General features: G+C 68.0%; 18 protein-coding genes. 10 read left to right on the top strand and 8 right to left on the bottom strand.

Annotated features, from left to right (window positions below; all coding sequences use genetic code 11):
- Nucleotides 1-70 precede the first annotated feature (70 nt).
- Nucleotides 71-1162: a diguanylate cyclase domain-containing protein gene (locus ACIA76_RS06075; RefSeq protein WP_397149005.1), complete on the top strand. Its 1092-nt coding sequence runs from the start codon at nt 71-73 to the stop codon at nt 1160-1162.
- Here ACIA76_RS06075 and ACIA76_RS06070 read toward each other — a convergent pair whose 3' ends face one another.
- The 3 genes from ACIA76_RS06070 to ACIA76_RS06060 all read right to left on the bottom strand — a co-directional run bounded on the left by ACIA76_RS06070 (nt 1163) and on the right by ACIA76_RS06060 (nt 5537).
- Nucleotides 1163-3079, bottom strand: a complete 1917-nt coding sequence (locus ACIA76_RS06070) for an acyl-CoA dehydrogenase family protein (protein WP_397149426.1) — start codon at nt 3077-3079, stop codon at nt 1163-1165.
- 95 nt (nt 3080-3174) lie between these two features.
- Complete coding sequence (locus ACIA76_RS06065) at nt 3175-3969, bottom strand: SAM-dependent methyltransferase (protein ID WP_397149003.1); 795 nt, start codon at nt 3967-3969, stop codon at nt 3175-3177.
- Nucleotides 3970-4532: 563 nt separating this feature from the next.
- Complete coding sequence (locus tag ACIA76_RS06060) at nt 4533-5537, bottom strand: LacI family DNA-binding transcriptional regulator (RefSeq protein WP_397149001.1); 1005 nt, start codon at nt 5535-5537, stop codon at nt 4533-4535.
- A gap of 115 nt (nt 5538-5652) precedes the next feature.
- Here ACIA76_RS06060 and ACIA76_RS06055 point away from each other — a divergent pair, with 115 nt between their 5' ends.
- The 3 genes from ACIA76_RS06055 to ACIA76_RS06045 are packed head-to-tail and all read left to right on the top strand — an operon-like array spanning nt 5653 to nt 8381.
- Nucleotides 5653-6669 (top strand): substrate-binding domain-containing protein, encoded by a 1017-nt coding sequence (locus tag ACIA76_RS06055; protein ID WP_397148998.1) that lies wholly within the window; start codon nt 5653-5655, stop codon nt 6667-6669.
- The gene (locus ACIA76_RS06050; RefSeq protein WP_397148996.1) at nt 6666-7637 is read left to right on the top strand and encodes an ABC transporter permease; all 972 of its coding nucleotides are present in this window, start codon (nt 6666-6668) and stop codon (nt 7635-7637) included. Before ACIA76_RS06055 ends, ACIA76_RS06050 begins: the two co-directional genes overlap by 4 nt.
- Before the next feature lie 9 nt (nt 7638-7646).
- Complete coding sequence (locus tag ACIA76_RS06045) at nt 7647-8381, top strand: ATP-binding cassette domain-containing protein (RefSeq protein ID WP_397148994.1); 735 nt, start codon at nt 7647-7649, stop codon at nt 8379-8381.
- A 3-nt stretch (nt 8382-8384) separates the two neighbouring features.
- On the opposite strand, the gene ACIA76_RS06040 is transcribed toward ACIA76_RS06045, so the two are convergent.
- On the bottom strand, nt 8385-9431 hold the full coding sequence (locus tag ACIA76_RS06040; RefSeq protein ID WP_397148992.1) for a SagB/ThcOx family dehydrogenase: 1047 nt from the start codon (nt 9429-9431) through the stop codon (nt 8385-8387).
- Nucleotides 9432-9814: 383 nt separating this feature from the next.
- Between ACIA76_RS06040 and ACIA76_RS06035 the strand changes: the two genes are divergently transcribed.
- The 3 genes from ACIA76_RS06035 to ACIA76_RS06025 are packed head-to-tail and all read left to right on the top strand — an operon-like array spanning nt 9815 to nt 18289.
- A complete protein-coding gene (locus tag ACIA76_RS06035) occupies nt 9815-11044 on the top strand; it encodes a helix-turn-helix domain-containing protein (protein WP_397148990.1) in 1230 nt (409 codons plus the stop codon).
- A 7-nt stretch (nt 11045-11051) separates the two neighbouring features.
- The gene (locus tag ACIA76_RS06030; protein ID WP_397148988.1) at nt 11052-12698 is read left to right on the top strand and encodes an acyltransferase domain-containing protein; all 1647 of its coding nucleotides are present in this window, start codon (nt 11052-11054) and stop codon (nt 12696-12698) included.
- Nucleotides 12695-18289: an SDR family oxidoreductase gene (locus tag ACIA76_RS06025; protein WP_397148986.1), complete on the top strand. Its 5595-nt coding sequence runs from the start codon at nt 12695-12697 to the stop codon at nt 18287-18289. Before ACIA76_RS06030 ends, ACIA76_RS06025 begins: the two co-directional genes overlap by 4 nt.
- Nucleotides 18290-18387: 98 nt before the next feature.
- On the opposite strand, the gene ACIA76_RS06020 is transcribed toward ACIA76_RS06025, so the two are convergent.
- Entirely contained in the window at nt 18388-20328 is a 1941-nt protein-coding gene (locus ACIA76_RS06020; protein ID WP_397148984.1) for an acyl-CoA dehydrogenase, read from the bottom strand.
- A 246-nt stretch (nt 20329-20574) separates the two neighbouring features.
- Here ACIA76_RS06020 and ACIA76_RS06015 point away from each other — a divergent pair, with 246 nt between their 5' ends.
- A complete protein-coding gene (locus tag ACIA76_RS06015; protein ID WP_397148982.1) occupies nt 20575-20784 on the top strand; it encodes a hypothetical protein in 210 nt (69 codons plus the stop codon).
- An 84-nt stretch (nt 20785-20868) separates the two neighbouring features.
- Here ACIA76_RS06015 and ACIA76_RS06010 read toward each other — a convergent pair whose 3' ends face one another.
- Complete coding sequence (locus ACIA76_RS06010) at nt 20869-22077, bottom strand: helix-turn-helix domain-containing protein (protein ID WP_397148979.1); 1209 nt, start codon at nt 22075-22077, stop codon at nt 20869-20871.
- Nucleotides 22078-22172: 95 nt separating this feature from the next.
- Here ACIA76_RS06010 and ACIA76_RS06005 point away from each other — a divergent pair, with 95 nt between their 5' ends.
- Nucleotides 22173-22937, top strand: a complete 765-nt coding sequence (locus ACIA76_RS06005; protein WP_397148977.1) for a GNAT family N-acetyltransferase — start codon at nt 22173-22175, stop codon at nt 22935-22937.
- Between the two features lie 287 nt (nt 22938-23224).
- On the opposite strand, the gene ACIA76_RS06000 is transcribed toward ACIA76_RS06005, so the two are convergent.
- On the bottom strand, nt 23225-23950 hold the full coding sequence (locus ACIA76_RS06000) for a haloacid dehalogenase type II (protein WP_397148975.1): 726 nt from the start codon (nt 23948-23950) through the stop codon (nt 23225-23227).
- Between the two features lie 68 nt (nt 23951-24018).
- Between ACIA76_RS06000 and ACIA76_RS05995 the strand changes: the two genes are divergently transcribed.
- Nucleotides 24019-25437, top strand: a complete 1419-nt coding sequence (locus ACIA76_RS05995; RefSeq protein ID WP_397148973.1) for an ATP-binding protein — start codon at nt 24019-24021, stop codon at nt 25435-25437.
- Here ACIA76_RS05995 and ACIA76_RS05990 read toward each other — a convergent pair.
- The gene (locus ACIA76_RS05990) at nt 25363-26073 is read right to left on the bottom strand and encodes a response regulator transcription factor (protein ID WP_397149423.1); all 711 of its coding nucleotides are present in this window, start codon (nt 26071-26073) and stop codon (nt 25363-25365) included. The genes ACIA76_RS05995 and ACIA76_RS05990 overlap by 75 nt on opposite strands.
- Nucleotides 26074-26112: the final 39 nt, after the last annotated feature.

Genomic DNA, 26112 nt, shown 5'->3' with positions numbered 1-26112 from the left:
TTAGCCGAGATATTGCCAAATGGAAGTGATCCCCGTTACGCTCGGACTCCCGTCGCGGAGGTGATGTTCGATGAACGACGGCGGATTGATGGTTCGATCCTGGTGGCGGGATCGGATCGACTACGACTGGCTGGTCGATACGCTCCGGTCGCACCGGGCGCTCGGAACGCTGCAGGGCATGCTCGGCGGCGCGGGCGTGGTGATGCTCGTGATCACCGTGGTAGCCGCAATGTCGCCGTCGGGTCAGAACGGGGCCGTGGGCCTCGTTCAGGCGGGCATCGTGGCCGGCCTCGCCGTGCTGTGGTCGCTGCGCTGGTGGTTGTTGTCGTGGCCGCGCGAGGTCGAATCGCTGATCTGGGTGGCCGCCGCCGATCTCGCCATCACCGCCAACAACATACTGGTCCAGGATCGTCTCCTCGGAGCGATGGGTAGCGCGCTGCTGGTGACCACCGGGGGATATGTGACGATCTTCCACGGACCCCGATATCTGCTGCTCCACATCGGATGGTCGTTGCTGTCGATCCTGCTGCTGTCGGCCATGCTGGTCTGCGGAACCGGGCACGGTGCCGGCGATATCGGCCTGGGCGTCGTGGTGGTCCTCGTATCGTTCGTGGTCGACGGATTCATACTGCCGCTGGTCCAGTTCTGCTATTGGATCCTGCGCCGCGACGCACTGTCGGATCCGCTGACCGGACTGATGAATCGGCGCGGCATGGAGTACTACCTGCCCCGCTTCCCGCGCGACAAGGGCGGCGGAATGTATATCGCCACCGTCGACCTGGACCGGTTCAAGACGATCAACGACACCTACGGCCACTCGTTCGGCGACGAGGTTCTGATGCGCACCGCGCAGCGGCTGCGCGCGTCCGCCGATCCGGACGCCCTCGTCGTGCGCACCGGTGGGGAGGAATTCGTGATCGTCGGCCACCTGCGCGACGTCCGTGACGCGGTCGGGGAGCGGTTGCGCGGCGCGATCGAGACCATGCCCGATCTGCCCGTGCCGGTCACCGCGAGCGTCGGCATCGCGCTGTGGGCCGACACGGGCGGCGATCCGGCCTGCTGCAATCTGCTGCAGCTCTCCGATACCGCGATGTACGAGGCCAAACGCGGCGGCGGCAATGCCGTGGTCGTCGCGGGCGAGCGCGTACCGATCAGGCGTTGATCAGGGGTTCATTTCGTACTGGCCTGCCATTGCGCGGACCTGCCGCACCACCCGGTCGAACCGCGTCGCGTCGGCCACCGGGCGGCGCACCAGATCCAGCGCACGCCGCTGCTGGGTTCGGGTGGCGGCCGGTTTGCCATGCAATGTCGTTGCGTGGCCGGAGAATTCGCGCACGAACAGATCGAAGATCTGATCCAGCAGGAACTCCTCGGTGCCCTCGATCTCGCCCTGCTCGAGGATGAGCTGGGCATAGGGGATCAGGGTGAACAGCTCGCCGAGGGCGAACAGGAAATCGACGTCGCGCTGCTGCGCCGCGGTCGGCGGACCGGTCACCAGCAGCGTCTGCAGTGCGAGAATCTGTTCGGTGAACAGCGCCACGTTCGGAATGTGGGCGAACCGCTCGAACACCGGACGCCAGTCGGCGAACCGGATCCGGCCCAGGCCACTGGTCGGACCCTGCCGGAACAGGAAATCGTCATCGGCGACATCGCGCCGGATCGGCACGTAATCATAAGTGGCGCGGTCGAATTCGCCCCGCAGTGGTGGCACCGCGCGCAGCGCCGGACCCAGCGCCCGGCCACCGCGCCCGAGCCCTGCGGACACCGCGCGCACCACGCCCTGCGGCGCGATCCCCGCACCGGGCAGATAGCGCAGTGCCGCCAGGCCCGCGTCGGCCGGATGAAACAGGTAGCCCGCCATGAACTTCAGCGCCAGCGCCATGTTCACATGTACCGTGCCCTCCAGCCGGGGCAGGCCGAACAGGCCCATCAACGCCATCGGGAAGTACATATCGTTCTCGAAGCCGCGCGCGGCGATCACATCGGCCAGCGCCTCCACGATCCGCTGACCCTGGCGGGTGACGGTCATCTTCTCGATGGCGTTGAAAAGCAGGTAGCGCCGGTCGTTTTCGTGCGCCGACCGCATGTAGTCGATCGCACGCTCGCTGTAGAGGCGCATGGCGATCAACCGCGCGTAGGAGTCGGCGAGTAACGATCGCACCTGCGGGAATTCGGTGACGTTGTGGCCGAACAGGATTCGGCGCTCGGCATGGTTCACCGCCTCGTGGAAGATGTGCTCGCACGCGCCGACCGCACCGAAACCGAGGTTGAACTTACCGATGTTGACGGTGTTCATCGCGGCGTCGAAGGCGGCCCGGCCGGTGTGCAGGATGTCCTGTTCGGCGACCGGATAGTCCTCCAGATCGAAGGCGGCCACATACATCTGGGCATCGATCACATTCTTGCGCAGCCGGTAGTTCCGATGCCTGCTGTCGGCCGCGAAGAACAGATAACCGTCGAATTCGCTGTCGTCCATGCGGCGTTCGAAATCGGCGCTGTCGATGATCGGCCGATCACCACGGCGGCCGAATACCGAAACCATCGCCGCCTGATTGCCGTTGCCGATGTAGTACTTGCCGCCGGTGGCGGTGAACCCGCCGTCCGCGGCGGGCGTGAGGACCATATCGGTGGAGTAGATATCGGCGCCGTGCGCCTGCTCGGACAGCCCGAATGCGAAGATCTCGCCCGAATTCAGCAGCGCCGCAGCGTGTTTGCGGGCGACGGCATTGGAGCTCTGCCAGATCGGCCCCAGCCCGAGGATGGTGACCTGCCAGACGTACCAGTAGGACATGCCGTAGAAGCCGAGGATCTTGCTCATCATGGCGATGCGCGCTGTGTCCCAGCGCTTGTGCGGATCGCCGTCGGCCTCCGCCGCGGGGGTGAGGAAGGTGGCGAAGATCCGTTGCTGCGCAACGAATTCCAGGAACTCCGCGTACCACACCCGATCCCGGTCCTGCTGCTTGAGCCAGGCCTTGCCGCGGGATTCGAAGAACTCCACCGTGGCGCGCAGCAGGCGCCGGGTCTCGGGGTCGAATTCGGCGAACTCAGAGGTCTTCGGGTTGAACAGGCCGGTCACCAGCAGCTCCTCGATCGATGGCCGGGCACCCGCGCCGGGCCGATTCCTTCACCAACGTAGCATTGACATCCACGCACGAAGGAAGTGCGCGGCGGCGCTCAGTCGGGGATGCGGCAGATCCCGCCGAGCAGGATCAGTCCGGTGTCCGGGAGATCGTCGCCGAGCCACTGCTGGATCGGCACGATGCCGGGCTCGACGATATCGAAGCCCTCGAACATCGTCGCGATCTCGGCGACCGATCGGTACTGCACCTGGGCGGTGCTGCCGAGGGTGTCGTTGACGGACCGGTTGATGAAAACCTCGACGCTGTCGCTGGATCCGTGGGTGAAGGCCAGAGAGCTGCCGGGGGCCATGACATCACGGAATCGGGCGATGATGCGCTCGGGATATTCGTTGTCCATGATGTAATGCAGCACGCCGACGCACAGCACCGCGACGGGTTGGTCGAAATCGATCAGTCGGTCGGTGCGCATTCGGTGGATCAGGTCGACGGGATCGCGGACATCACCGATGAGGGACGTGACATTGGGCGTGCCGACCAGCATGGCATTGGCGTGCGCGTAGACGACGGGGTCGTAATCGATGGAGACGACCCGTGCCGCGGGATCGGTCTTGTGGGCGACCTCGTGTACGGCGGGGGAGGTGGGGATTCCGGCACCGAGATCGAGGAACTGCCGCACGCCCGCCTCGGCCGCCGTCGCGACGGCGTGGATGAGGAATTGGCGGCTGAACCAGGCCAGCATGCGGGTGTCCGGCGCGACGGCGAGCATGCGCTGCGCGACGAACCGATCGGCCTCGTAGTTGTCCTTGCCACCGAGCAGATAGTCGTAGATACGGGCCGCATTCGGCTTGGAGGGATCGACCCCCTCGGGCGCCTGCCTGTATGCCGTCATTGCACACCTCCGTCGACACCTGCAACGCTTCGTACGCGCGAGCTTGCCGCCGCCCCGACGCGCTGCTGCCCCTCTGCCGGTTTCGGTTCGGTTGCTACCCGACCAGCATGCCAGAGATCCGCGGATCGGGTCGGACGAATGTCCATCGGACAACGGGTAAACGAGGCGGACAAGACATTTCACTCCGGGGTGCGCGCCGATCGCTCGCCGAGTGCGGGCCGAAGTGTTACGCGATTGTGAACCGGCGGCCCGCCGTACTCGCTCGCATGTCAACGGGACGACCGGAACGCGCAGGATGTCGATTTCGCCGCACGAACTCTCCCGCATCCGATTCTCGCCGCGGACTTCGCTCGAATTCCGATAAGGGATTGCGCCACACCGAGTTTCGTCGCTGACCGACCTCTCCGGCTGGGTGAGGTTCCGGCAAAGCGCAATCCCTGGCCGAGATCCCACATCCGGCACTGGCCAAGGGCACCAACATCTCGCGCGGCCGGGCGCTGGCCGCGCGTTCGATTGGGACGCCGCCGCGGCGGCGCATCTGGAGTTCTACCGCACGCGGGCGGTCAGAACTCGTCGGGACATCCGCACGAGCCGCGCGCGGTGAGGCGGGCGGCCAGGCGGATGACCCCGGGTTGTGGTGTGCCACTGTCGATCTGGGCGAGCAGCAGCTCGACCGCCGCCTGTCCCATCCGCTGGGTGGGCTGGGTCATCGTGCTCAGGCCGGGACGGGTGTAGCGCGCGTATTCGATGCCGTCGAATGCCACGACGGCCAGATCCCCGGGCACACGCAGACCCGCGTCGTAGGCGGCGCGCAGCATCCCCATGGCCTGCAGATCGCTGGTGACGAATATCGCCGTCGGCGGATGTGGGTCGTCGAGGAGCCGCGACAGCGCCAGATAACCGGCCGCGCCCCCGAAATCGGTTCGCACGACGGGCCCTTCGGCGATCCCGGCCGCCGCCAGCGCCTCGCGATAGCCCCGGACCCGATCCTCGGCGGTGGAGACATGCGGCCCGCTCAGACACCCGATGCGGCGATGGCCGTGGCCGATCAGATGGTCGACGGCGATGCGTGCCCCGGCCACCGAATCGCACAGTACATGCGCGCAGCGCGCCGGATCGATGACGCGGTCGAGTGCGACCAGAACCATCTCCGCCTCCTCGCACGCCTCGGCGATCCCGGCGCCCCACGACGACGAGATCGCCAGCAGCCCTTCGACTCTGCGATCGATGAAGGTCTGGACATAGGCCCGCTCGCGGGCCTCGTCCCCGGCGGCATTGCCCACGAACAGCGGATAGCCCCGCTCGAATGCGGCGGCCTCGATCGCGGCGGACAGTTCGGCGAAGAACGGATTGGCCCCATCGGGTATCACCATGCCCAGCGCGTGCCCGCGATTCATCCGCAGGCTGCGCGCGGAAACGTTGGGGCGATAACCCAATTCGGCGATCGCGGCCTCGATGCGCGCCCGGGTGGCGGGCGCGACCCGGCGGGGCCCGTCGTTGAGCACATAGCTCACCAAAGCCGGTGAGGTGCCTGCCAATCGGGCCACATCGGCGCGTGTGACCGCCATCGAATCGCTCCTCATCTGACGCACGAGCCTCTTGACAGCCGGTGACCCCGGTCACACACTACCAATCAACTCGTGTTGATCAACACGAGTTGATTTCCGAAAGGTCTGTGACACCATGGATGTTCGATTCAGGCGCGCGCTGGTGCCGCTCGTCCTCGTCGGCGCGCTGGCCGCGGCCGCATGTGGTCGCGGCGGCACCGGGGACGCCGGGCAGTTCCGCATCGCGATCGTCACCCGCAACTTCACCAACCCGTACTGGGCCGCGCTGCGCGACGGCGCGCTCGCCGAGGGCGCCGCGCGCGGGGTGAAGGTGGTGGTGCAGGCCGGTCAGTCCGAAACCGACGCCGACGGCGAGAACGCGCAGATCTCCACCATGGCCGCACAGGGCTACGACTGCTTCGGGGTCGTCCCGGTCAACGCCACCAACGTCATCACGCCGCTGGCCGCGGTGGCGCGCAAGAACATTCCGATCCTGAACCTCGACACCCAGATCGATGCGAAGGCCTCCCAGCAGGCCGGTGTCTCCTATGCCAGCTTCATCGGCTCGGACAATCTGGAGGCCGGGCGCACCGCGGGCCGCACGATGCTCGAGGCGCTGGGCGGATCCGGCAAGGTGGTGGTGCTGGAGGGCATCGCGGGCGAGCAGAACGGCATCAATCGCAATCAGGGCTTCAGCGAGACCGTCGCGGGCAAGCTGGATATCGCGCAGCGCGCGCCCGCGGACTACGAGCAGGACAAGGGCCTGCAGGTGACCGAGGCGATCCTCGAGGCGCATCCGGATATCACCGGCATCTTCGCCGCCAACGACACCATGGGCCTGGGCGCCGCGCAGGCGATCAAGAACGCCGGGCGGACCGGGCAGATCAAGGTGATCTCCGTGGACGGTATCCGGGCGGCGCTCGACGCGGTCCAGGCCGGAACGCTCTACGGCACCGTCACCCAATACCCCTACGCCGAGGGCCAACTCGCGGTCCAGGGCTGTCTGGCGCTGCATCAGGGCAGGAAGCTGCCCGAGCGGGTCGTCGCGCCGATCGCGTTCATCGGCTCCGGCAATGTCGCGGCGCAGCTCTCGGCGTTCCCGCGCCCGATCGTCACCTTCGACAATCCCGTGGAAGGACTGCTGAACAAGTGACCGCCTCCGCAGAACTGGCGCAGCCGGTTCCCCGCGCCGGGCGCGGCGAGATCCTCGCCAAGGCGGCCGAATTCGCCGCGCCCCTCGCGCTGATCGTGCTGTGGGTGGCGTTCTTCATCGCCACCCCGAACTTCCTGACCCTGGACAACATCGGCGATCTGCTGGTCGCCTCGACCATCCTCACGGTGCTGGCGCTGGGCCAGCAGTTCGCGATCACCGTCGGTGGCATCGACCTGTCGGTCGGCGCGAATCTGCCCTGGGCGGCCGCGATTCTGGGATATCTGGCCACGCATGGGTATTCGACCGCGGTCGCGATCCTCGGCGCGATCTTGGGCGGGCTCGCGGTCGGTGTGATCAACGGCCTGCTCGTCGGGCGGCTGCATATGACCGACTTCGTGGTCACCCTCGGCATGCTCAGCGTCCTCAACGGCGCGACCCTGCTGCTGACCCACGGCAACACCCAGGCGGTGACCTCCAGCTTCCTGCAGCGGCTGGCCCTCGACGGCATCGGGCCCGTGCGCTGGTTCTGGCTGCTCGCCCTCCTCGCCGCACTCGTGGTGGCGGGCATCATCTTCCGCACCCGTGTCGGCACCCATCTGCTCGCCACCGGCGGGCGGCTCGAGGCCGCGCGCGACACCGGCATCGCGGTGAACCGGATCCGGCTGTTCGCCTACGCCATGTCCGGACTGCTGTGCGGGATCGCCGGGGTCATGCTGGTCGCCCGCAACGGCGGCGCGGATCCCTCGCTGCAGACCACCTATCTGCTCAGCTCGATCGCCGCGGTGGTGCTCGGCGGATCATCGCTGTCGGGCGGTAAGGCCTCGGTGCTCGGCACCGTCTGCGGTGCGGTGCTGTTCACCTCGCTGATCAACGGATTCACCATTCTCGGCATCTCGCAGTACTACCAGCCGGTCGCCGTCGGCGCGGTGCTGCTGCTGGCCGCCGGGATCGCCCGGTTCCGAAAGTAGGTCCAGGACATGACGATTCCCGTGCTCGAGGTCCGCGAGCTGACCAAATCCTTCGATTCGGTCCAGGCGCTGGCCGGGGTGACGATGACGATTGCCGAGGGCGAGGTCACCGCGCTGGTCGGCGATAACGGCGCCGGGAAATCCACGCTGGTGCGCTGCCTGACCGGGGTGCAGCCGCCGGATTCGGGCCGGATCCTGTTCCGCGGTGCGGACGCCCGGCTGCGCTCGCCCGAGGACGCGCGCCGGCTGGGCATCGAGACCGTCTATCAGGATCTCGCGCTGATCGACGATCTGACCGTATGGCAGAACCTGTTCCTGAATCGGGAGCTGGTGTATCCGTTCGGCATCGTGAACCGCCGGGCGATGATCGATCGCACCGGTGAGATCCTGCGCGACCTCGATGTGAACGTGCCGTCGGTGCGCACCACCGTGCGTCGGATGAGCGGCGGCCAGCGCCAGAGCATCGCGATCGCCCGGGCCGTGGCCTGGGGCAAGTCGATGGTGATCATGGACGAACCGACCGCGGCCCTGGGCGTGCGCGAGACCGCCGCGGTCGAGAGGCTGGTGCGCGGGCTGCGCGATCGCGGGATCACCGTGCTCATCATCAGCCACGACCTGGCCCAGGTCCTGCGCGTCTGCGATCACGTGGTGGTGCTGCGCCGGGGCAGATCGGTGGCGGCGCACCGGGTTTCGGAGGTGGACGGCGATCGGCTGGTCGCGCTGATCACCGGGGCCGCCGGGTAGCGGTCAGTCGTACCAGTGCTCCTCGAGCCTCGTCGCCGGATCGACCGGGCCCGAGGGGCAGTAGTCACTGGGCAGGCCGTCCGGGGTCGGGACCGGATGGCCCGCGCCGAGCATGTAGACCACCGTCTCGGTGAATCCGTCGATCTCCAACAGGGATTCGAGCTTCTCGTCGTGGAACCGCGCGCTCTGCCACGGACCCAGGCCCAGCGCCGTCGCGGTCAGGGCGAAGGTCTGTCCGATATGTCCGGCATTCAGCAGTACCGCGCGGTAGGAGCGGGAGTGGTGATCCTCCTCCGCGGTACGCGGGACGAGGGCGGTCACGAAGCAGGCGAAGGCCGAGTTCGGCCATTCCGGATCCCCCAGTGCCACCTCCTCCAACGTGTCGCGGTCGAAGTCGTCGGACAGCAATTCCAGCGCATGCGCCTCGCCGTTGTAGTGATAGAGGCCCGGATCGATGCCCAGCACGTCGAATATCGCGACATAAGCTTCCAAACGGTGACGGGTGCCGTCGGAGGGGCTGGTCTTCATGAGCCGGGTGCCCAGCGGCCCGCCGTCGCGGACCATCATCGGCCCGAAGGTCCGGTGCAATAACGACGACAGCACGCGATCGTCGACCGGGCGCGGCTCGAATCGCCGAATTGTGCGCCGCGCGAACAACACTCGATCATAGGAGGCGGTGATCGGCGCCAGATTGCGCGGCAGATAGACCCGCGGCGCGCGAGGGTAGACCTTGAACAGCGGCGGCGCGGCGCCGGCGTCCCGGGACGATCGCCGCTCGTCACCGTCGTGTTCGCCGCGCAGCAGGCCCGCGTCGACGAGTTCGGTGATGGTCGAGAACACCGATTCGGGGGAGTGATCCGGAAACGATGCCGCCACGTGTTTCGCCTCGGACCAGTCGTCGAAGCGGTCGAGCACCTCGACGTCGAGCGGGGCCAATGCGACGGCCGCATCCGGTTCGGGCGGGGGTGATTGTCGCTGCAGATAATTCTCGGCGGTCAATTCGTTGTCATGCCAGTAGAACACCAATGTGCGGGAGCGCCGGTAACGCATGGCGGTCGCATCTCATTTCTCGTCGGTTCTCGAAACGTGGGGCGTCGAGAATGTATCTGGACCAGACGATTATGGACACAGCGCCGCTGCTTCGGCCATCCTTTCGGTGTCAGTAGAAACGTTGCAGCTATTACGTCGTAATCCGGTGGGGTCCACTATAATTCGACCCCGGTTGCGGTCGTTCCGACAGCGTATGGGACACGCGGGCGGGCAGGCAGCCCCGAGAAGCGGGGACTTGAACTGGCGCGGGCCGGGGGAGTGGCTGTGCCGCAAGGATCTCGTAAAGACGAGGATTCTCGGGCGTGTCGGTGGGTACACCGTATTGCGTGCCGCTGCCAGGCAAGGAAGGCACGTGGGTGGCCTCGTCATCACGGAGCATGAGTATGAGCATGGATGTGGTGGAAGCCGGGCAGTTCACGGTGGGTGAGCGTATGGAGATGCGCCGCCGGCGTCGCGGCCTGTCCCGCAAGGTCGTCGCGGAGCGGGTGGGGCGCAGCGAGGAGTGGTTGCGTGCGGTGGAGACCGGGCGGCGCAGGCTCGACAGCGTTGAGGTCATCATGCGATTGGCCGATGTGCTCGATATCGCCGATCCCGGCGAACTCGTCGATCGGCCCGCGCAACCGGTGGGCAAGGGCCGCGACAGCACCGGTGAACTGGCCGCGCTGGGCCGGGCGGTGATCGACCACCCCGCGCTGCGGATCTACGAGGGCCACCGGGACATCGAGCAGATCGATGCGGCGTCGATCGCGGTGGCGCTGCGTCGATGCAGCCGGGTCTGGACCGGTTCGCCGCGCCGGTACTCGATTCTGGCGCAGCGTCTTCCGCGGGTGTTGACCGCGAGTCGCCTGATCCGCTGGCAGCGCCGCGACGACGAGACGGCCGAATTGCTGATCTGGGCTTATCATCTCGCGCGCCGGCTGGCCACGGCCTGCGGCGAACACGACCTGGCCGCGGTGGTCGCCGATCGCGCGATGGGCACGGCGGCGCAGCTGCATCGCCGGTCGCTGGTGGCGGCCAGCGCCTGGCATGTCGGCCATGCGCTGGTGCACCGCGGCCAGTTCCGGGAGGGTCACGATTACGCGCTGTCGGCCGCGCGCCGCCTGGGGGCCGATCCGCCCGCGGACGGCCGCGAGCTGACGTTGTGGGGCGCACTGCATCTGGTTGCCGCGTGCGCCGCCATCGGGGCGCGGGATCTGGCCGAATCGTCGCGGCTGGTCTGGATCGCCGAGCGCGCGGCGGCCGAATCACACTCGGACGCCATCGTTTTCGGCGTACCGTTCGGTCCCGTCCACCTCGGCATCACGCGGGTCGAGATCGCGCTCGCCCGCCGCGATCCGACCGAGGCGCTGCGGCTGGCCGCGGAGGTCGATGTGCCGCAGGATTATCCGATCGGTGATCGCGCCCGGCATCACATCCGCCTGGCTCGCGCCTATTCCGAGCACGGCGATGAGGTGGCCGCCGCGTTTGCGCTGAACAAGGCGGTGGCCATCTCGCCGGAGGACGTATGCCACGACGCCGCGGCGCGCCAATGCGTGGAATACCTACTGGCCGGCCACAATCCACTCATCCGACACGAGGTGACGAGGCTGTCGGCCCTGATGTCCGGAGCGTGAACTCCTGGTGATCCGACAGACGCGGTTCGTGGTGCCGCGCGCCGTCGTGTCGGTGATCGGGCGTGCCGATCATCGGACCGTTTTTGTCTTGTCGGCACCGCCGGGACGCAACCCCAACATCCAGCTGACGAGCCGCTCCCAACCCGCGTATCAGGGAGCGCACACCATTTCTGTTGGATCCGGTATGCATCGAGGTTTCTACACTGAGTTAATTCCTCTGCATCTCGGCGCAATTGGTGTTCGCGCCTCGGACATCCATCGACAGGAGAAGGCTGACGTGTTTGCTACGACCGATAATCGTGCTGTTTTTCTATTTCCGGGTCTCGGCGCATATGCGCCTGCGGCCCTGCGACAGGCCCGCGTGGAATACCCCCAGGCAATTGAAATCGTGAAGGAGATCGATGAGGCGGCGGCCGACCACGGGATACCGGCCGTCGCTCCGGTACTGCTCGGCGACGAGGAGCTGTCGATCGAGGAGATGCTCAGCCGACCGGCTGTGCAGCTCCAGGTGGCGATCTTCGCGATATCGATTGCGACGCATCGGATCCTGATGGACGAGGGAGCGCATCCCTACGCGCTGGTGGGGCACAGCTTCGGCGAGATCGCCGCACTGGTGGCCGGAGGCGCTTTCACGCTCGCCGACGGTGTACATCTCGTCTCTGCCCGGGCGAAGGCGCTCGAGGCTCTGGAGGGACGAGGGGCGATGGCCGCGATCAGCGTGAACGCTGAGATGGCCGGACATCTCATCAGCGTCCTCGACGAGCCGGACTTGGTGGTCGCCTGTTTCAACGCGCCACGACAAACCGTCCTCAGCGGCCCTGTCGCCGCGATCGAGCGCGCCCGAGGGGTGGCCGAAGCGCTCGGGGCCTTCTTCACCGTCCTGTACCTGCCGTATGCCTCCCACCATCCGTCGATGCGGCCTGCAGTGGCCACCTTCGCGGAGTCGACCCGCACGATCGTTCAACAACCTCTCGAGCTTCCGGTCATCTCCCCTATCCATGGGCGCCGCTACACCGATGACGACGACCTCACCGCGATGCTCGGGCAGTGCCTCGTGCTTCCGGTCCGCTTCACGGATACGATCCGCGACCTGCACTCGATGGGAGTGTCGTCGTTCATCGAGGTGGGTGCGCTCAAGGCGCTGACCCGATGTGCCGAGTTGACCGTGCCCGCCATTCGTACGGTCGCCCCGCTGCTCGATCCGGCGCAGGCAGGCTCCGCTCTGCGAGACGCCGCGCGCGCCGGCGGCCTCCCTGCCGCATCCGCCCCGGTCCAGCAGGTGAAGTCGCGCCGGCCGATGGAGTCGGCCCCGAAGGCTCTGCCGGTGCTGGCCACGGAGGCCTCGCCGGTGGAGGCTCCGGTATCGGCCGCGCCGCCGCCGACCCCGGTACCGGAGGCGTTGCCCCGACCCGACGTGCTCGAGCAGTTGCGCACGCTGTACGCCGACTTGCTGGAATACCCACCCGACCTGCTGACCGACGAGGCTTTGCTCGAGGCGGACCTCGGCGTGGACTCCCTGAAACAGACCGCCCTGCTCACCAAGGTCATCGACCATTTCGAGCTGACCAGGCCCGATGGTGGCGTCCAGGTGCCGAGTTATCCGTCGCTCGGGCATATCGCCGACTTCGTACTGGAAAGGCTGGCGGTCCGGTGAGCGACTTCAACGGCCGTATTGTCCTCGTCACCGGCGGTGGCAAGGGCGTGGGCGGCGCGATCAGCAAGGCCTTCGCGGCGCATGGCGCGCACGTGATCGTCAACTACTTCCATTCCCGCAAGGAGGCCGAGGCACTGGTCGCCGCGCTGCGCGCCGACGGTGGCTCGGTGGAACTCCTGCGCGGTTCGGTGACCGATCTCGACCAGGTGCGGGCGATGTTCGCCACGATCGCCGAGCGGCACGGCGGCCTGGACGTTCTGGTGAACAATGCCGGGGCGGGCGCGATGGGCCCGATCGACACGATCCTCGACCATCACTGGCAGCAGGCCTGGAATACCGGTCTGCGCGGCAGTCTGTGGTGCGCGCGAGAGGCCGCGCCGTTGATGGAGCGACGCGGTGGCGGGGCGATCGTGAGCCTGTCCTCCCTCGGCGGCGGCCAATTGGTGATGCGCGGATTCGGGGCCTGCGGTGCGACCAAAGCTGCCATGGAATCGCTGACCCGCTATCTGGCGGTGGAATACGCGCCGCGCGGAATCCGGGTCAACACAGCGGCTTTCGGCGTGCTGGAGAGCCCGGCCGTGGAGCTGTTCCCCGATGCCGAACCGTTCATGAAGCAGGTCGCCGCGTCCACTCCGCTCGGTCGCCGGCTCGGCCGATTGGACGAGTGCGCCGAGCTCGTCGTCTTCCTCGCCTCCCCGGCCGCGTCCTGGATCACCGGGCAGTGCGTGCTCGCGGACGGCGGCCTGGCGCTCGGCTCGATGATGCTCTCCCCGCTCATGTCTCCCGAACCCGTACCGGATCCGCCGCGAGAACAGCCGGTCGGCGGTGCGGCGAGCTCCCTCCGCGAGGAGCCGGATGTGCCTGTACCGGAACCGGATTCGCCGGACCCCGACGGTGGCGCGGTGATCGCGGTGGTCGGGATGGGCGTGGTGACGCCCGGCGCCAACGACCCGGACGAGCTGTGGGAGGTGCTCAGCGGGGAGAAGAACGTCTTCGGTGAGCCGAGTCGATTCGATGCCGAGTCGTTCTACTCCGCCGATCCGCAAGCACCCGACCGGTCCTACACCAAGGAGTCCGGCTTCATCACCGACTTCCGGCCCGGCCCGGAACTGCGTGCCGAGTGGGACACATTGCCCAGTCGGGAGGCGACCACGCTGTGGCTGCGTCACGCGTTGCGCACGGCGCTGGCTTCGGTCACCCGGCGTGAGCGCGACCGCTTCTTCGCCGCGTTCGGCTTCACCGCGGACGGTAGCCAGGAGCTCGAGGAACAGCTGGTGCTGTCGGGATACCTGCGGCGCGCCGGCTCCGCACTCTCCTCGGCTGCGCGAGAGCGCCTGCGCGGGCACTACACCCACAGCGATACGCCGCCGTCGGAGTTTCTGCCCCATCGGATCGGCCGCAACGCGATCGCCGGGCTGCTGCCCGAGCGGACGGAGCTGGTCATGGTGGATGCCGCGTGCTCCTCCTCACTCTACGGCTTGGACCTGGCCGTCAAGGCATTGCGCGAGGGCGAGGCGACGATCGCGGTGTGCGGCGGGGCGTTCGGCTACTCGGCACGCAATGTCGTGTTGTTCTCCAAGCTCAGTGGGCTGTCGAAGACCGGACAGGTGCGCTGCTTCGATCGGGATGCCAGCGGCGTGCTGTTCTCCGACGGTGCGGGTGTGCTGATCTTGAAGCGGCTGAAACAGGCCAGGGCGGACGGCGACCGCGTGCTCGGCGTCATCGACGGGATAGGGCTCGCCTGCGATGGCAAAGGGAAGGCGATCTACGCGCCGAACCACGTCGGCCAGGAGCTTGCGCTGCGCCGGGCCTACGCCGACGGCAACGTGGATCCGGCCTCGGTGTCCTGGGTGATCGCTCACGCCACCGGCACCCAGGCCGGCGACAGCACCGAACTCTCCTCGCTGAGCGAGGTGCTCGGTACCGGCGCGCCCACCGCGCTGTCATCGAACAAGGCCATCGTCGGGCACAGCGGCTGGGCGGCCGGGACGGTCTCCATGGTGCAGGCGCTGTCCGGACTGGAACGCAATGCCGTTCCGGCGCAACGCTATCTGGACCATCCGATGCCGCAGCTGGTGGGCAGCCGGTTCGCCCCGCCGACCGAACACACTGCCCTCGTGGGTGATCGGCCCCGGCGAGTCGGCGTCAACGCGTTCGGCTTCGGCGGCACCGACGCTCATGTGATCGTCGGTGACCACCTGCCCGAGACCCCGGAACGCCGGCCCCGCAACGGAATCGACGGCGACGACATCGTGGTGGTGGGATGGGCCTGCGACCTGCCGGGTAATCCGGACGGCGAGCGAGTGCGGGCATGGCTGCGCACCGGCGAGCGAGCACCCGAGGCCGGATTCGGCCTCGACTACCCGTTGCCCGGTTTCGAGGTCGCGCCGATGCCTCCCGCCACGCTGCGCGGCATGGATCGCACCCAGATCATGATGCTCAATGTCGCCGCACGCCTGCCGGAACCGATCCGGGACGCGTGCGCTCGCCTGCGTGCCACCACCGGTGTGGTGGTCGGTCATATGGGGCCCACCCTCCGAGGCGTCCACTACGGACTGCGCTGCTATCTCGGCGATCTGGAACAGACTCTGAGGGAGCCGGTGCCCGAGCAATTGACCGAGCAGGTCCGCGACTTGGTGCCGTCCAGCACCGAGGACTCCTACCCCGGGCTCATGCCGAACATCATCGCCGCCCGGCTGGCCTCGCTCTGGGATGTACATGGTCTGAACCTGACCGTGGATACCGGTCCGGACGCCGCGCTCGACGCGCTGCGTACCGCCGAACGCCATCTGCGACACGGAACACTCGATCTGGCGTTGGTCGGCGCGGTCAACGGCAACGGCTCCCCGGAGCTGGCGGACATCCTGGCCAGCGGTGACGAATATCGCGGCCTCGCCGAGGGCGCGTTCCTGGTCGCGCTGACCCGCAAGTCCACCGCTCGCGCCGAGGGGCTGCCGGTGCTGGCGACGATCAGCACCGAGCTCGCAGTGAGCGACCCTGCCAGCCGACCCGACACGGTGGCGCCGCTGCGCGGCTCGCAGCGCACCTACCTCGCCGGAGACGCCATGCTGGCGCTGCTCGCTCACCTGACTCGAGGTTCGCGCACGGCCCGGGTGGGCAGTACCACGAATTGGGGTGTCCAGCTGAAGGTTTCGATGCCCGTCGGCGCGGAGGACGAGGACGACACCCCGGTGCGGCGGGTAGTCCGTGAACTGGTCGAGTCCGCCCCCCGGCGCGCGCGGGCGGCGTTGCCCGCGGTTCCGTCGGGATCCGTGCTGCTGGTCTCCGACCGCGCGTTGCTGGCGAATCTCCCTGGTGGGCAGGTCGATTCGCTGGTCGCGCCGCCCTCGCCTGCCGGCCCGCTGCCGGACCCGGCGGAGCTGACGGCGCTGCTGCCGGACAGCGAGCCCGTGCATATCCGGATCATCGCCGACCTGGCCGCCTCCCGGACCGCCGTCGACGACCTCGCCGCAGTGCACCGCCTCCGGGTCCTGCACGACCTGACTTTCCTCGCCGCACAGCGATGGCAGCCGGAATCGGGCGGTTCCTTCGGAGTGTTATTGCTCGACGCGGTGCGCGACGGTGTCGTCCACCCGGCGGCCGCGCCGTTCACCGGTCTGGTGAAATGCCTTGCCCGCGAGGCACCTATCGCGGTCTGCTTCGCCGTGCTGACCGAGTCCGGTGACCTCGGAGAGGGACTCGGCCTGCTGGCCGCCGAATCCGGCCGGCACCAGGATCTCGCCGTGAGCGTCCACTCGCACGGGCGTCGTTTCAGCTATCGGCTGACCGATCAGCCGCCCACCCGGACCGCGGACGAGCCGCTGGGCCCGGCCGATGTGGTCGTCGCCACCGGTGGGGCCAGGGGCATCACGGCGGAGATCCTGGCGGCGCTCGCCGAATCGGCGGCCCCGACCGTCTACCTGCTGAGCACGACATCACCGGCATCGGACCCGCGGCTGGAATCCAAGGCCGCGTTCCTCGCCGCGCAGCACGCCGACCGCCCGACCGCGAGCATGGGTGAGCTGGCGGCAGACTACGCGCGGCACAGGGCAGCGGTGGAGACTCGGGCGACCATGGACCGGCTCCAAACGACTTGCGGCGCAGGGAAAGTCCATCACCTGGTCTGCGATGTCACCGACGCCGCCGCCGTTCAGGCCGCGATGGATCGCGTGCACGCCCGCCACGACCGCGTCGACCTGCTGGTGAACGCGGCGGGCACACACCACGGAGCGACGGTGCGTGCCACCACGCTGGAGCAGGTCCGGCGGGTGCGCGATACGAAGCTGCTCGGCTATCTCAACCTGCGCCGGTCGTTCGCCGGCCGCCCCCCGCGGCGCTGGCGCAATATCGGCTCCCTGCTCGCGGTCATCGGGTGGGCGGGCGAGGTCGACTACTGTTCGGGCAACGAACTGCTCAACACCACCGCGCAGTGGACTGCTAGGTTCGGCCCCACTGCCGAGACGACGCTGGCCATGCCGCTGTGGGCGGAAACCGGCTTCGCCGCGGAACGTGTCACGCGCGAGCTGCTGCGTCGCCAAGCCGCGCTGACTCCAGTGTCCAACAGGCAGGGCCGTGCGCTGTTCCTCGCCGATCTCGGCTCCACCGCCCATCGCGAAATCACCTATCTGGGCTCGGCGGAGCGAGAGTTGCTAGCGCGCGACGCCGCGGGTGCCACTACCGCCGCTGCGGCTGGTCCGCTCCCGGCAGACCATTGGCTGCTGGAGCCCGACGGTGCTCGCGCATTCCGATTTCAGCCCGATCTACTGGGCCGCGACAGCCACTTACGGCACCACTTGCTCTTCGGACGACCCGTGGTCCCGGCGGCCATGATCGGGGCATTGGTCGTGGAGGCGATCGCGCGACATGCGCCCGTCCACCCCGGGTCGGCGTGGATATTGACGCAGCTGACCATCCATCGGCCGGTCCACGCCGAACACCGCGACGCCTACCGAGTGGTCGTCGACGTCGACGACACCGGGTCGACGGTCCGAGTCCGCATCGTGAGCGAGCTGCCACCGGATGCGCGTGGCCGTTCGCACCGGGAACTGCTCCACGCCGAGGCCACCATCGGTACCCAGCCGTTATCGGCGGCCGAGATCCGGCCGAACGGCCGAGGCCGCGCCAGTCGGGAGACGCGGCATCCTGGTCGCAGATATGTGCGGCCGCCGTGGTACCAACCGGGCGGACCGCTGACGCTCAGCGGGCCCTATATGTCCCTGGCCGAGGTGTCCCTCGCTGATGGCGCGGCCACGGCCACCTTCGCACCCGGCGATGACCCTGGACCGCACTGGCCGATCCTGCTGGCCGACGCGCTGATCCAACTGCAGGTCATCGCCCTGCACGGGGCAGAACAGATCCGTGCGGTGCCGGAAGGGATCGCTCGATTGGAGCCCGTGTCCCTGCTGGGCTCGCCGCGGGGCGCCGCGATCTCGGCCCGAGTACTGGTGGCCGACCGCACCGGGGCGGAAGCCTATGACCCGGACGGCCGCCCGCTGTTGCGGCTGACGGGGCTGTCGACTCACCCACTGCGAACAGGCCCCCTTCCTGATCGAATCGCAGCAGCGGCTGTTCTCGCGGGCGAGCTGCCCTGATCGCACCGGACAAATCTGTGGACCGGTCCACTGATGTGGACCGGTCCACTATTGCCTTGCATTTGCCGCCATTCTCGAGAATGAGATGTTCCCATTCGTCACCGATAGAGATCGGGAAACTCGATGGCCGCTACCAGATTCGGCAGTTGGGGCAGCAATTCATCGCACAGAATGCGGCGGTGCCGGTAGATGTGGTTGAACACGTCCGGTGGGGTCAGAAGCTGATCGGCAAGCATTCCGGCGCGCCGTTCGATCCATGACAGCAGATACAGCCTCAGCAGCGCGCGCACCGGCGGCGTGGCGGTCGCATGCTCGCGAACCAGTAGTTCGACGACCAGACGATCCAGGTGTGCGGTCGCCGCGGCCTGAGCGAGTGCGAGATTGTCGTTCCAGGCCGTGAATTCGTCCGCACCGGAGCGTGCGGCCTCGGCCAGGCTCCCCACCAATCGCCGGTGCAGACAGTGTTCGGAGGCCTGCGACAGGCGCGAACAGGCCTCGGGGACAACGAGTTCCGCCGCCGTCACCGGATCTGGATCTGGATTCGGCGGGCGATAGGTCGTGGGGTCGGCCATGGTGTGGGCGGTGTCGAGCAGGATCAGGCCGTTCTCGCCGCCGGCGCTGAAGTAGGAGTGTACGAATCCGTGGTAGGCGTTGAGCCGGTTGGTGGTGATGAAACCGTTGGCGCCGCAGTGTTCTCGGCACTGGCCGATGGTGTCCAGGGCGCAACGGGTGGCCATCGCCTTGAACAGCGCCAGCTCGTTGTCGACCGCCGACCACGGCGCCCAGGTGGCCTCGCCCGAGCGCGTGGACGCCGAGCGGTCACCCTTCGAGGAGTGGCGGGCGACGGCCGTGAGAACGTGCGCCGAGGCGAGCGCATCGAGCATCGCCTCCTGCTGGCTGCGATAGCGCAGCAGCGGCAGTTCGGGCGCGAGCCGGCTCATCGTGAGGCGAGACGCGTTGCGCTGATACAGGATCTGCGCCGAGGCGCGCGCAGTAGAGGCCGACGCGGCGATGACCCCGCGCCATACCTGCGGCGCGACGCCGCCCATCGTGCGCGTGAGTCGCTCCCCGGTCGAGGCAGCGGGATCGTGCAGCCTGCCCGCCTCATCGATCGACGCACCGTCGGCGAGCCAGGAGTCCAGTGGAATCCGCTTGCCTCGGAATCGAACCGACGCGAAATCACATGGCAGGGCGAAGGTGTCGGGCGCCGGGGTGATCTCGACACCCGCCGTGGGTGAGCCGTCCGGGCCGCGAACGGGAACGACGAAAACGAAGGTGCCGCATTCGGTTCCGCTGACGATCAGCTGTGCGTAGACCGCCGCGGTCTTGGGGATGTCGGGATGTCCGGTGCTGTTGGGGAACTTCACCGCATCGGTGTCGGGTGTGTGCAGGACGAATTCCCGTGTGGCGGGATCGAATCGGGCCTGCGTGCGCGGATGCAGATGGCTGTTGCTGCGCTCGCCCTCGGTCATCAGGGCCGAGCCGAAACACGACATCGACTCGAGCTCGCGCCGCCGCTCGGTGAGCCAAGGGCCGCGCTCGCCGGCCGCCACGATCGGCGCCAGCACCAGGGTGTAATGCACCAGCAGGATGTGGAACAGATCCGGATCGGCGACCGCGGCCCGGCCCAGCAGCGCCGACAGCGCCGGCGGGTCGGCGAGCAGATCCGCCGCATCGGGCGCCGCGCGACCCGCCGCGCGAGCTCGGGCGTAGACCAGGCTCAGGCGCTCGTGACGATCGAGACCGTCAGGCCAGTAGAGGAATTCATCGGGAATCGCGCGGTGCAGCCAGCCGGGTTCGGGCGATTCGTAATCGGCCACAGGCCAGGCCGCGATCGGTTCGGTGGTCTCCGGCCCACCCCCGTCGCCGCGGTCATGATGCCTGTCGGCCAGGACGGATCCCGATCCGGCGGTGCCGGGGTCGTGGCCTGTGGCAGGGTCGAACGGGAGCGGCGGACCCTGTTTCCGCTGCCGGGTTCGACGGAGCGTATCGGCCGCTGCGGCCATCCGGAGCAGGGCATCGACGGCGTCCAATGGCATGGCGACCTCCTGATATGTGCGGATGGTTCGACCGTAAGGGTGGTTTCCGGTGAATTGCACACGTCGGCAAGGGATCTGGTTCTCGGGGCGAGTTGGACACCGGACGGCTCGCGAACGGGGCCTCGTCCGCGAGGCTGTCGCGCGGCCCAACTCGGGTGCGACGATACGGGCCCCACACGGTTTGGATTCGCGGCCTCGGACCGACTCTCCCGTCGAAGTCAGGCGAAGACGGCGAAGGAGCGCTCAATGACCAGGGCAGACCAATTCCGCACCGGCATACTGGATCTCGGGCTGCATTCCCGAATCACACCGGATCCGACGCTGCGTACCCACCGCTGGCTCGCCACTGCCGCGGGCGCGGATTCGCTGTTCGTGCCGGATCATCTGATCGGCCTGTTGCCCGGATCGCCGAATGGCGCGACCACGGTCTGCGCTATGCGGTGCTGGTCAACGTGAGTTCGTTCCATCCGGCCACCGCACCCGGCCTGCTGGCGAATCTGCCCTTCCTGCGGACGCTTCGGAAGTTACGCGCGCTGTGAATCAGGTCAGCTCGGCCAGCTGCACGAGCCGTGACACCTCCGTGCGGATCACGTGATTGTCGCGCCGGATCAGCCGCTGCAGGGTGCGATGGGCATCCCAGTCGTGGCGCAGATCCTCCGGGGAGCCGTCGGCGGCCTTGATGAGGGCGTAGGCCGCGGCGACATCGTCGCCACGGGCCGCGTAGGCGGAGGCGAGGCCGATGTAGTGCTTGGTCCGGCGTTCGAGCAGATAGTCGTCGGGCAGGTCGACCTGCGCGGCCAGCCGGATCGCGTTCTCGGCGTCGTTCTCGGCGAGTGCGATCTGCACGCCCGCGATCCCGATCTCGGTGGGGCCGAACGGAATTCCGTCCACGTCATGATCGGAGCCCAGCTTGTCCGCGGCGGCCGCGGCGTCGTCGAGCAGGGTGGCGGCCTCGACGTGATCGAGCCGGTCGGTGGCCCCGCGCGCGGCGAGCAGCAGCAGCGCGCCCCAGACGGTCAGCTCCTCGGGCTCCGAGGGCATGCGCTCGGACAGACGCTGGCGCGCCGCGAGCGCGTAATCGCGGGATTCGCTGCCGTATTCGAGATGCAGCAGGGCCGTGCCGACATGCCAGGCGCTGGTCGCCACCAGCAGCGGCTGATGGGTCTGGGCGGCGGTGCCCATGGCACGGTCGGCGACCGTGCCGGCCAGGCCGTGCGCGCCGAAGCCGGTGAGCAGTTGGCGGGTGAGGTGATAGGTCCGCACCAGCAGTTCGCCGCTCTCCTCGGTCTGGGCCTTCCAGCGTTGAATACGGATGGCGCGCAACACCTCCGGGAGCCGGCGCGACAGCAGCGAATACCGCCGCGCCGAACCGTTCCAGACGCTGCGGCAGTCGGCGAGAGTGCGGGCGAGCGTGTCCGGATCGGATCCGTCGGCGCCGCAGATATCGGCATAGGTGCCGACCGCCGGATGGTCGATGATGACCTCGCGCAGCGCGCGCAGATTCTCGTCGTGCAGCTGATCCCGCGACCAGGTGTCGGAGTTCGACCACCCGGTGAGTTCGGTCAGATCCTCCACGCGCAGGACGTCGGCGAGTCGGCCGATCGCCTCGACGCTGTCGAGCTTTCGCTGCCCGGTTTCCACCAGGCGCAGCCATTCCTCGCTGCGTCCCACCAGATTCGCGACGACCTTTCGGGACAGGCCGCGCTGGCGGCGTCGCATTTCGATCCGTTCGCCTATCGACAGTTGCATGGACGGACGCACGATATTTCCTCCCCCATCCAGTGGATACGGTCCGGCGTGTCGCTGGACGGCGGATGTGCAGCCGTTCCTTGTATGATCATGATATGACATCGAAAACCGGGTTCGAAATCCACGAATTGCGTGACTCGGCCGAGATAGCCAAGGGCATCGCCCTTTATCGGCAGGTTTTCGGTATACCTTCCCAGCAATGTTCCGTCGCCCCGCGATTGCTTACCGGGTTGAGTCGGCACGGTGGTTTCGTGCTGGGCGCCTGGGCCGAGGATTCGCTGGTCGCCGTGTCCTACGGTTTCGTCGGTTTCCCTGCGGGAGAATTGCCCTATCTTTATCTGCAGCTGATTGCCGTCCACGCCGAACATCAGGGCCGCGGGATCGGGCGGGCGATGATGCACCGGGTCGCGCAGGTGGCTCGGCAGCGCGGTCTGCGGCGGCTGCGCTGGGCGTTCGATCCGCTGCAGACGCGCAACGCCTACTTCTACCTCGACGTGATCGGCGCCAGGGCAAGGGCTTTCGTCGCCGATATGTACGGCGTCGAGGCCGCCGGGCGCGATCGCCGGATGTCGACCCATCGTGTCATCGCGGAATGGGATCTGCGCCCCCCGGTCTCGGCGTGGCGCCCGCCCAGTGCGCCACCACCGGTGGGTACGCCATTGCCGGACGGGCAGTCGCTGTTGCTCACCGTGGGAACGACCGGCGGGTCCGAATTCGAGCCGGACGCGGAGGCGGAAGCGTATCGGCAACTGTCCCGTCTCATGGATCGGGGTTACTGTCTGGTTTCCTGTCGCACCGTGGATTCCCATGTGGTTGCGCGCTTGTGTCCGGATCGGATATCCGAATGCCTTCGGGCGTGACGATGCCCGGTCTGTAAAACGCGGCATAGCCGACCCTATCGTCGGAAAAACCCACTGACTGGAGTAGGAAAACTATACCAACGCGGACGCCGATGCGAAAGTATTCATGCAAATGCAAGAAGGCGACGACCCGTTCGCTCGAATGAGTTTGCCGATGCAATCTCCGAACGGAGATTGTCGCGGCCGACCGGTACGGACCGTATTTGCGGATTGTTCGCGAATACGTGACCCGTAATTCCGATCGTCACGCCGGGATCCGGTGCGCGGCCACCGCGGATGCCGTGCGTTCAGCAGTCGAGCAGATCGGCGAGCGCGCCGAAATCCGCCGCGGCGAGATCGCTGACGGTGTCCTCGGCACGATCGGCCGAATGCCGCGGCCCCTTCTCCCGTGGTCGTTCGACGAATGCGGTGCGCAGTCCCGCGGCGCGGGCACCGTCGAGATCCCACCGGTGACAGGCGACCATCAGCATCTGCCCGGGTTCGACATCCAGCAACCGCGCGGCGGTCCGATACACCTGGGCCGCGGGCTTGTACGCGCGCGCCAGCTCCGCGGACAGGATGCAATCGACGGGCAACTCCGCGGCCTTCACCAACCGCGTCAGCAACGCGAACCCACCATTGGACAGCGCCGCAACGGTATAGCATCGCCGCAGCCGCGCCAGCCCCGCCACCGCATCGGGCCACGCGGGCAACGTATGCCACGCCCGGACCAGCCGAGCCCGCGCCGCCTCGTCGAACGCCCCGGCGACCCCGTGCTCGTCCAACAGCGAATCCAACGACTCCCGATGCAGCGTATCGAGATAGGCCCACTCCCGCTCGCCGTCTCGAACCCGTTGCATCGCAGGCAGATACATATCCCGCCACTCGTTCGTGAACACCCCGGCGTCGAGCCCGACCCCGGCCTCCCGGAACACCTCGCCCGCCTGCGCGGCCACCCCGCCGTACCAGTCCACGGTGGTCCCGAAGATATCGACGGCGATCACTCGCACCGCAGCACGCTCGAACCCGGACATCCGGCCTCCTCCTGCCGACAACCCCGGGTCCACAGTACCCAGGTGTGCGCGACCCTCGGTGGTAGACGATGGCCCATGATGGGGAGGTGAATCCGATCGCGGAGTGGATGCTGCCGTCGCGGTGGGGGCTGCGGATCCGGTCGGCGGTGGCCTGCGCGCTCGTGGTCGGCGTCATCTCGGCGGCCGCGGCCGGGGCCATGCTGTGGTTCCTGCGCGAATCGCTGATCCGTGAACTCGACACCACCGCCGACGCGCGGGCCGGTGCGGTCGCCGCCGAACTTGTGCGGACCTCGGCGCCGCGACCACCCGAGGAGCTGTTGTCGACCGAGGGACGGATCGCGGCGATCCAGGTGCTCGATCCGGACGGGCGGGTGCTCGCCGCCTCCGGCCCGAAGTTCACCACCCCGTTGCTCGCCGATCCGAAGGCGGTGGGGGATCGCGGAATCGGCCTACGGGCGGCCCGGGGATACGACGACGATTGGCGGATCGCGGCCCGCGCCGCGGCGACGACCGCGGGCCGATATCTGGTGCTGGTCGCCGCCGACAGCGAATCGGCCGAGCATGCGGTCACCGAGGTGGCGGTGCTGCTCGCGATCGGCGGGCCGATCGTGGTGGCGGCGGCCGCGGCGGCCACCTATCTCCTGGTGGGACGTTCGCTGCGATCGGTGGAGGACATCCGCGCGCGGGTCGCGGGCATCGGGACCGCGGATCTGTCCGAACGGGTTCCGGTTCCGCTCGCGCGCGACGAGATCGCCCGGCTCGCCGAGACGATGAACGATATGCTCGCGCGCGTACAGTCCGGTCACGACGCGCAGCGCCGCTTCGTCGGCGATGCCTCCCACGAGTTGCGCAGTCCGCTGGCCACTCTCACCGCGGCCCTCGAGCTCGCCCGGGACCGGCCACAGATTCTCGATGGCGACCTCATCGGCGCGACGCTGCTGCCCGAGGCCGAGCGGATGAAACATCTCGTCGACGATCTGCTCACCCTGGCGGCGGCCGATGAGGGCGGCCTCGAATTGCGCAGGGGCGAGGTGGATCTCGACGATATTGCCGAGAGCGAGGCCGCGGCGCTGCGGATGCGCGCGACGGTGACCGTGCGGACCGCGATCGCGCCGGTCCGGGTGATCGGTGACCGCGCGCGCCTGGCCCGGGCGGTGCGCAATATCGTCGACAATGCCGCGGCACATGCCCGTTCGCGGATCGCGCTCGTGGTGGAGCGGACCGATGGGCGGGCCCGCATCATCGTCGTCGACGACGGCCCGGGGATCGCGCCGCGCGACCGGGCGCGGGTGTTCGACAGGTTCGTGCGGCTGCAGGCCGACCGGTCTCGCGGCACCGGCGGTTCGGGGCTCGGGCTGGCCATCGTGGCCGAAATCGTTGCCGCCCACGGGGGTACGGTCGAGGCGACGCAATCACCGTGGGGCGGCGCCAGATTCGTCATCGAGCTCCCCGTCGGGGTCGAGGAGGCGGTATCCGACTCCGCGTAGCGTCTCGATGCTGGTGCGGCCGAACGGTGTATCGATCTTCCGGCGTAGATAGCCGACGTAGACCTCCACGACGTTCTCCGGCCCGTCGTAATGGTTATCCCATACATTGCGCAGGATCTCGGCCTTGGTGAAGGCGGTTCCCTTGTGCCGCAACAGGAATTCGAGCAGGCTGAATTCGCGTGGCGTCAGCGTGATCTCGGTGTCGCCGCGTCGTACGAGTCGCCGTGCGGGATCCAGGCTCAGGTCACCGGCCGTCATCCGGGCCGGGCGCTGCGGGGCGCGCCGACGGGTCAGGGCCCGCAGGCGCGCGATGAGCACCACGAAGGAGAACGGTTTGGTCAGATAGTCGTCCGCGCCCAGATCGAGGGCGTCGGCCTGTTCGTAGTCGCCGTCCTTGGCCGTGAGCATCAACACCGGTGTCGTCACGTCGTGGGCGCGCAGCCGCCGCAGCACCTCGTATCCGCTCAACCCGGGCAGCATGATGTCGAGCACGATCACATCGAACTCGTCCTCGGTCGCCCACCGCAGCCCGTCGGTCCCGGTGTGCGCGAGCTGCACCACGAGCCCTTCCAGCTCGAGTCCGCGGCGCACCGTATCCGCCAGCCGCGGCTCGTCCTCCACCACCAGCACCCGCACCGCCTCAGCTTGCCGCATCGCGGCCGATCGGCTGGACAC

This window comes from Nocardia sp. NPDC051570, assembly GCF_044454005.1.
Lineage (GTDB): Bacteria > Actinomycetota > Actinomycetes > Mycobacteriales > Mycobacteriaceae > Nocardia.
Note: the sequence above shows the minus strand (reverse complement) of the source record. Positions and strands in the feature narration are given on the sequence as shown.

Bases quoted from the DNA above. Each gene is read 5' to 3' on its own strand.
- ACIA76_RS06040 (WP_397148992.1), bottom strand. From the start codon at position 9,431: ATGCGTTACCGGCGCTCCCGCACATTGGTGTTCTACTGGCATGACAAC.
- ACIA76_RS06035 (WP_397148990.1), top strand. From the start codon at position 9,815: ATGAGCATGGATGTGGTGGAAGCCGGGCAGTTCACGGTGGGTGAGCGT.
- ACIA76_RS06005 (WP_397148977.1), top strand. From the start codon at position 22,173: ATGACATCGAAAACCGGGTTCGAAATCCACGAATTGCGTGACTCGGCC.
- ACIA76_RS06060 (WP_397149001.1), bottom strand. From the start codon at position 5,537: ATGGCGGTCACACGCGCCGATGTGGCCCGATTGGCAGGCACCTCACCG.
- ACIA76_RS06010 (WP_397148979.1), bottom strand. From the start codon at position 22,077: ATGCAACTGTCGATAGGCGAACGGATCGAAATGCGACGCCGCCAGCGC.
- ACIA76_RS05995 (WP_397148973.1), top strand. From the start codon at position 24,019: ATGGCCCATGATGGGGAGGTGAATCCGATCGCGGAGTGGATGCTGCCG.
- ACIA76_RS06015 (WP_397148982.1), top strand. From the start codon at position 20,575: ATGACCAGGGCAGACCAATTCCGCACCGGCATACTGGATCTCGGGCTG.
- ACIA76_RS06075 (WP_397149005.1), top strand. From the start codon at position 71: ATGAACGACGGCGGATTGATGGTTCGATCCTGGTGGCGGGATCGGATC.
- ACIA76_RS06020 (WP_397148984.1), bottom strand. From the start codon at position 20,328: ATGCCATTGGACGCCGTCGATGCCCTGCTCCGGATGGCCGCAGCGGCC.
- ACIA76_RS06065 (WP_397149003.1), bottom strand. From the start codon at position 3,969: ATGACGGCATACAGGCAGGCGCCCGAGGGGGTCGATCCCTCCAAGCCG.
- ACIA76_RS06000 (WP_397148975.1), bottom strand. From the start codon at position 23,950: ATGTCCGGGTTCGAGCGTGCTGCGGTGCGAGTGATCGCCGTCGATATC.
- ACIA76_RS06055 (WP_397148998.1), top strand. From the start codon at position 5,653: ATGGATGTTCGATTCAGGCGCGCGCTGGTGCCGCTCGTCCTCGTCGGC.
- ACIA76_RS06045 (WP_397148994.1), top strand. From the start codon at position 7,647: ATGACGATTCCCGTGCTCGAGGTCCGCGAGCTGACCAAATCCTTCGAT.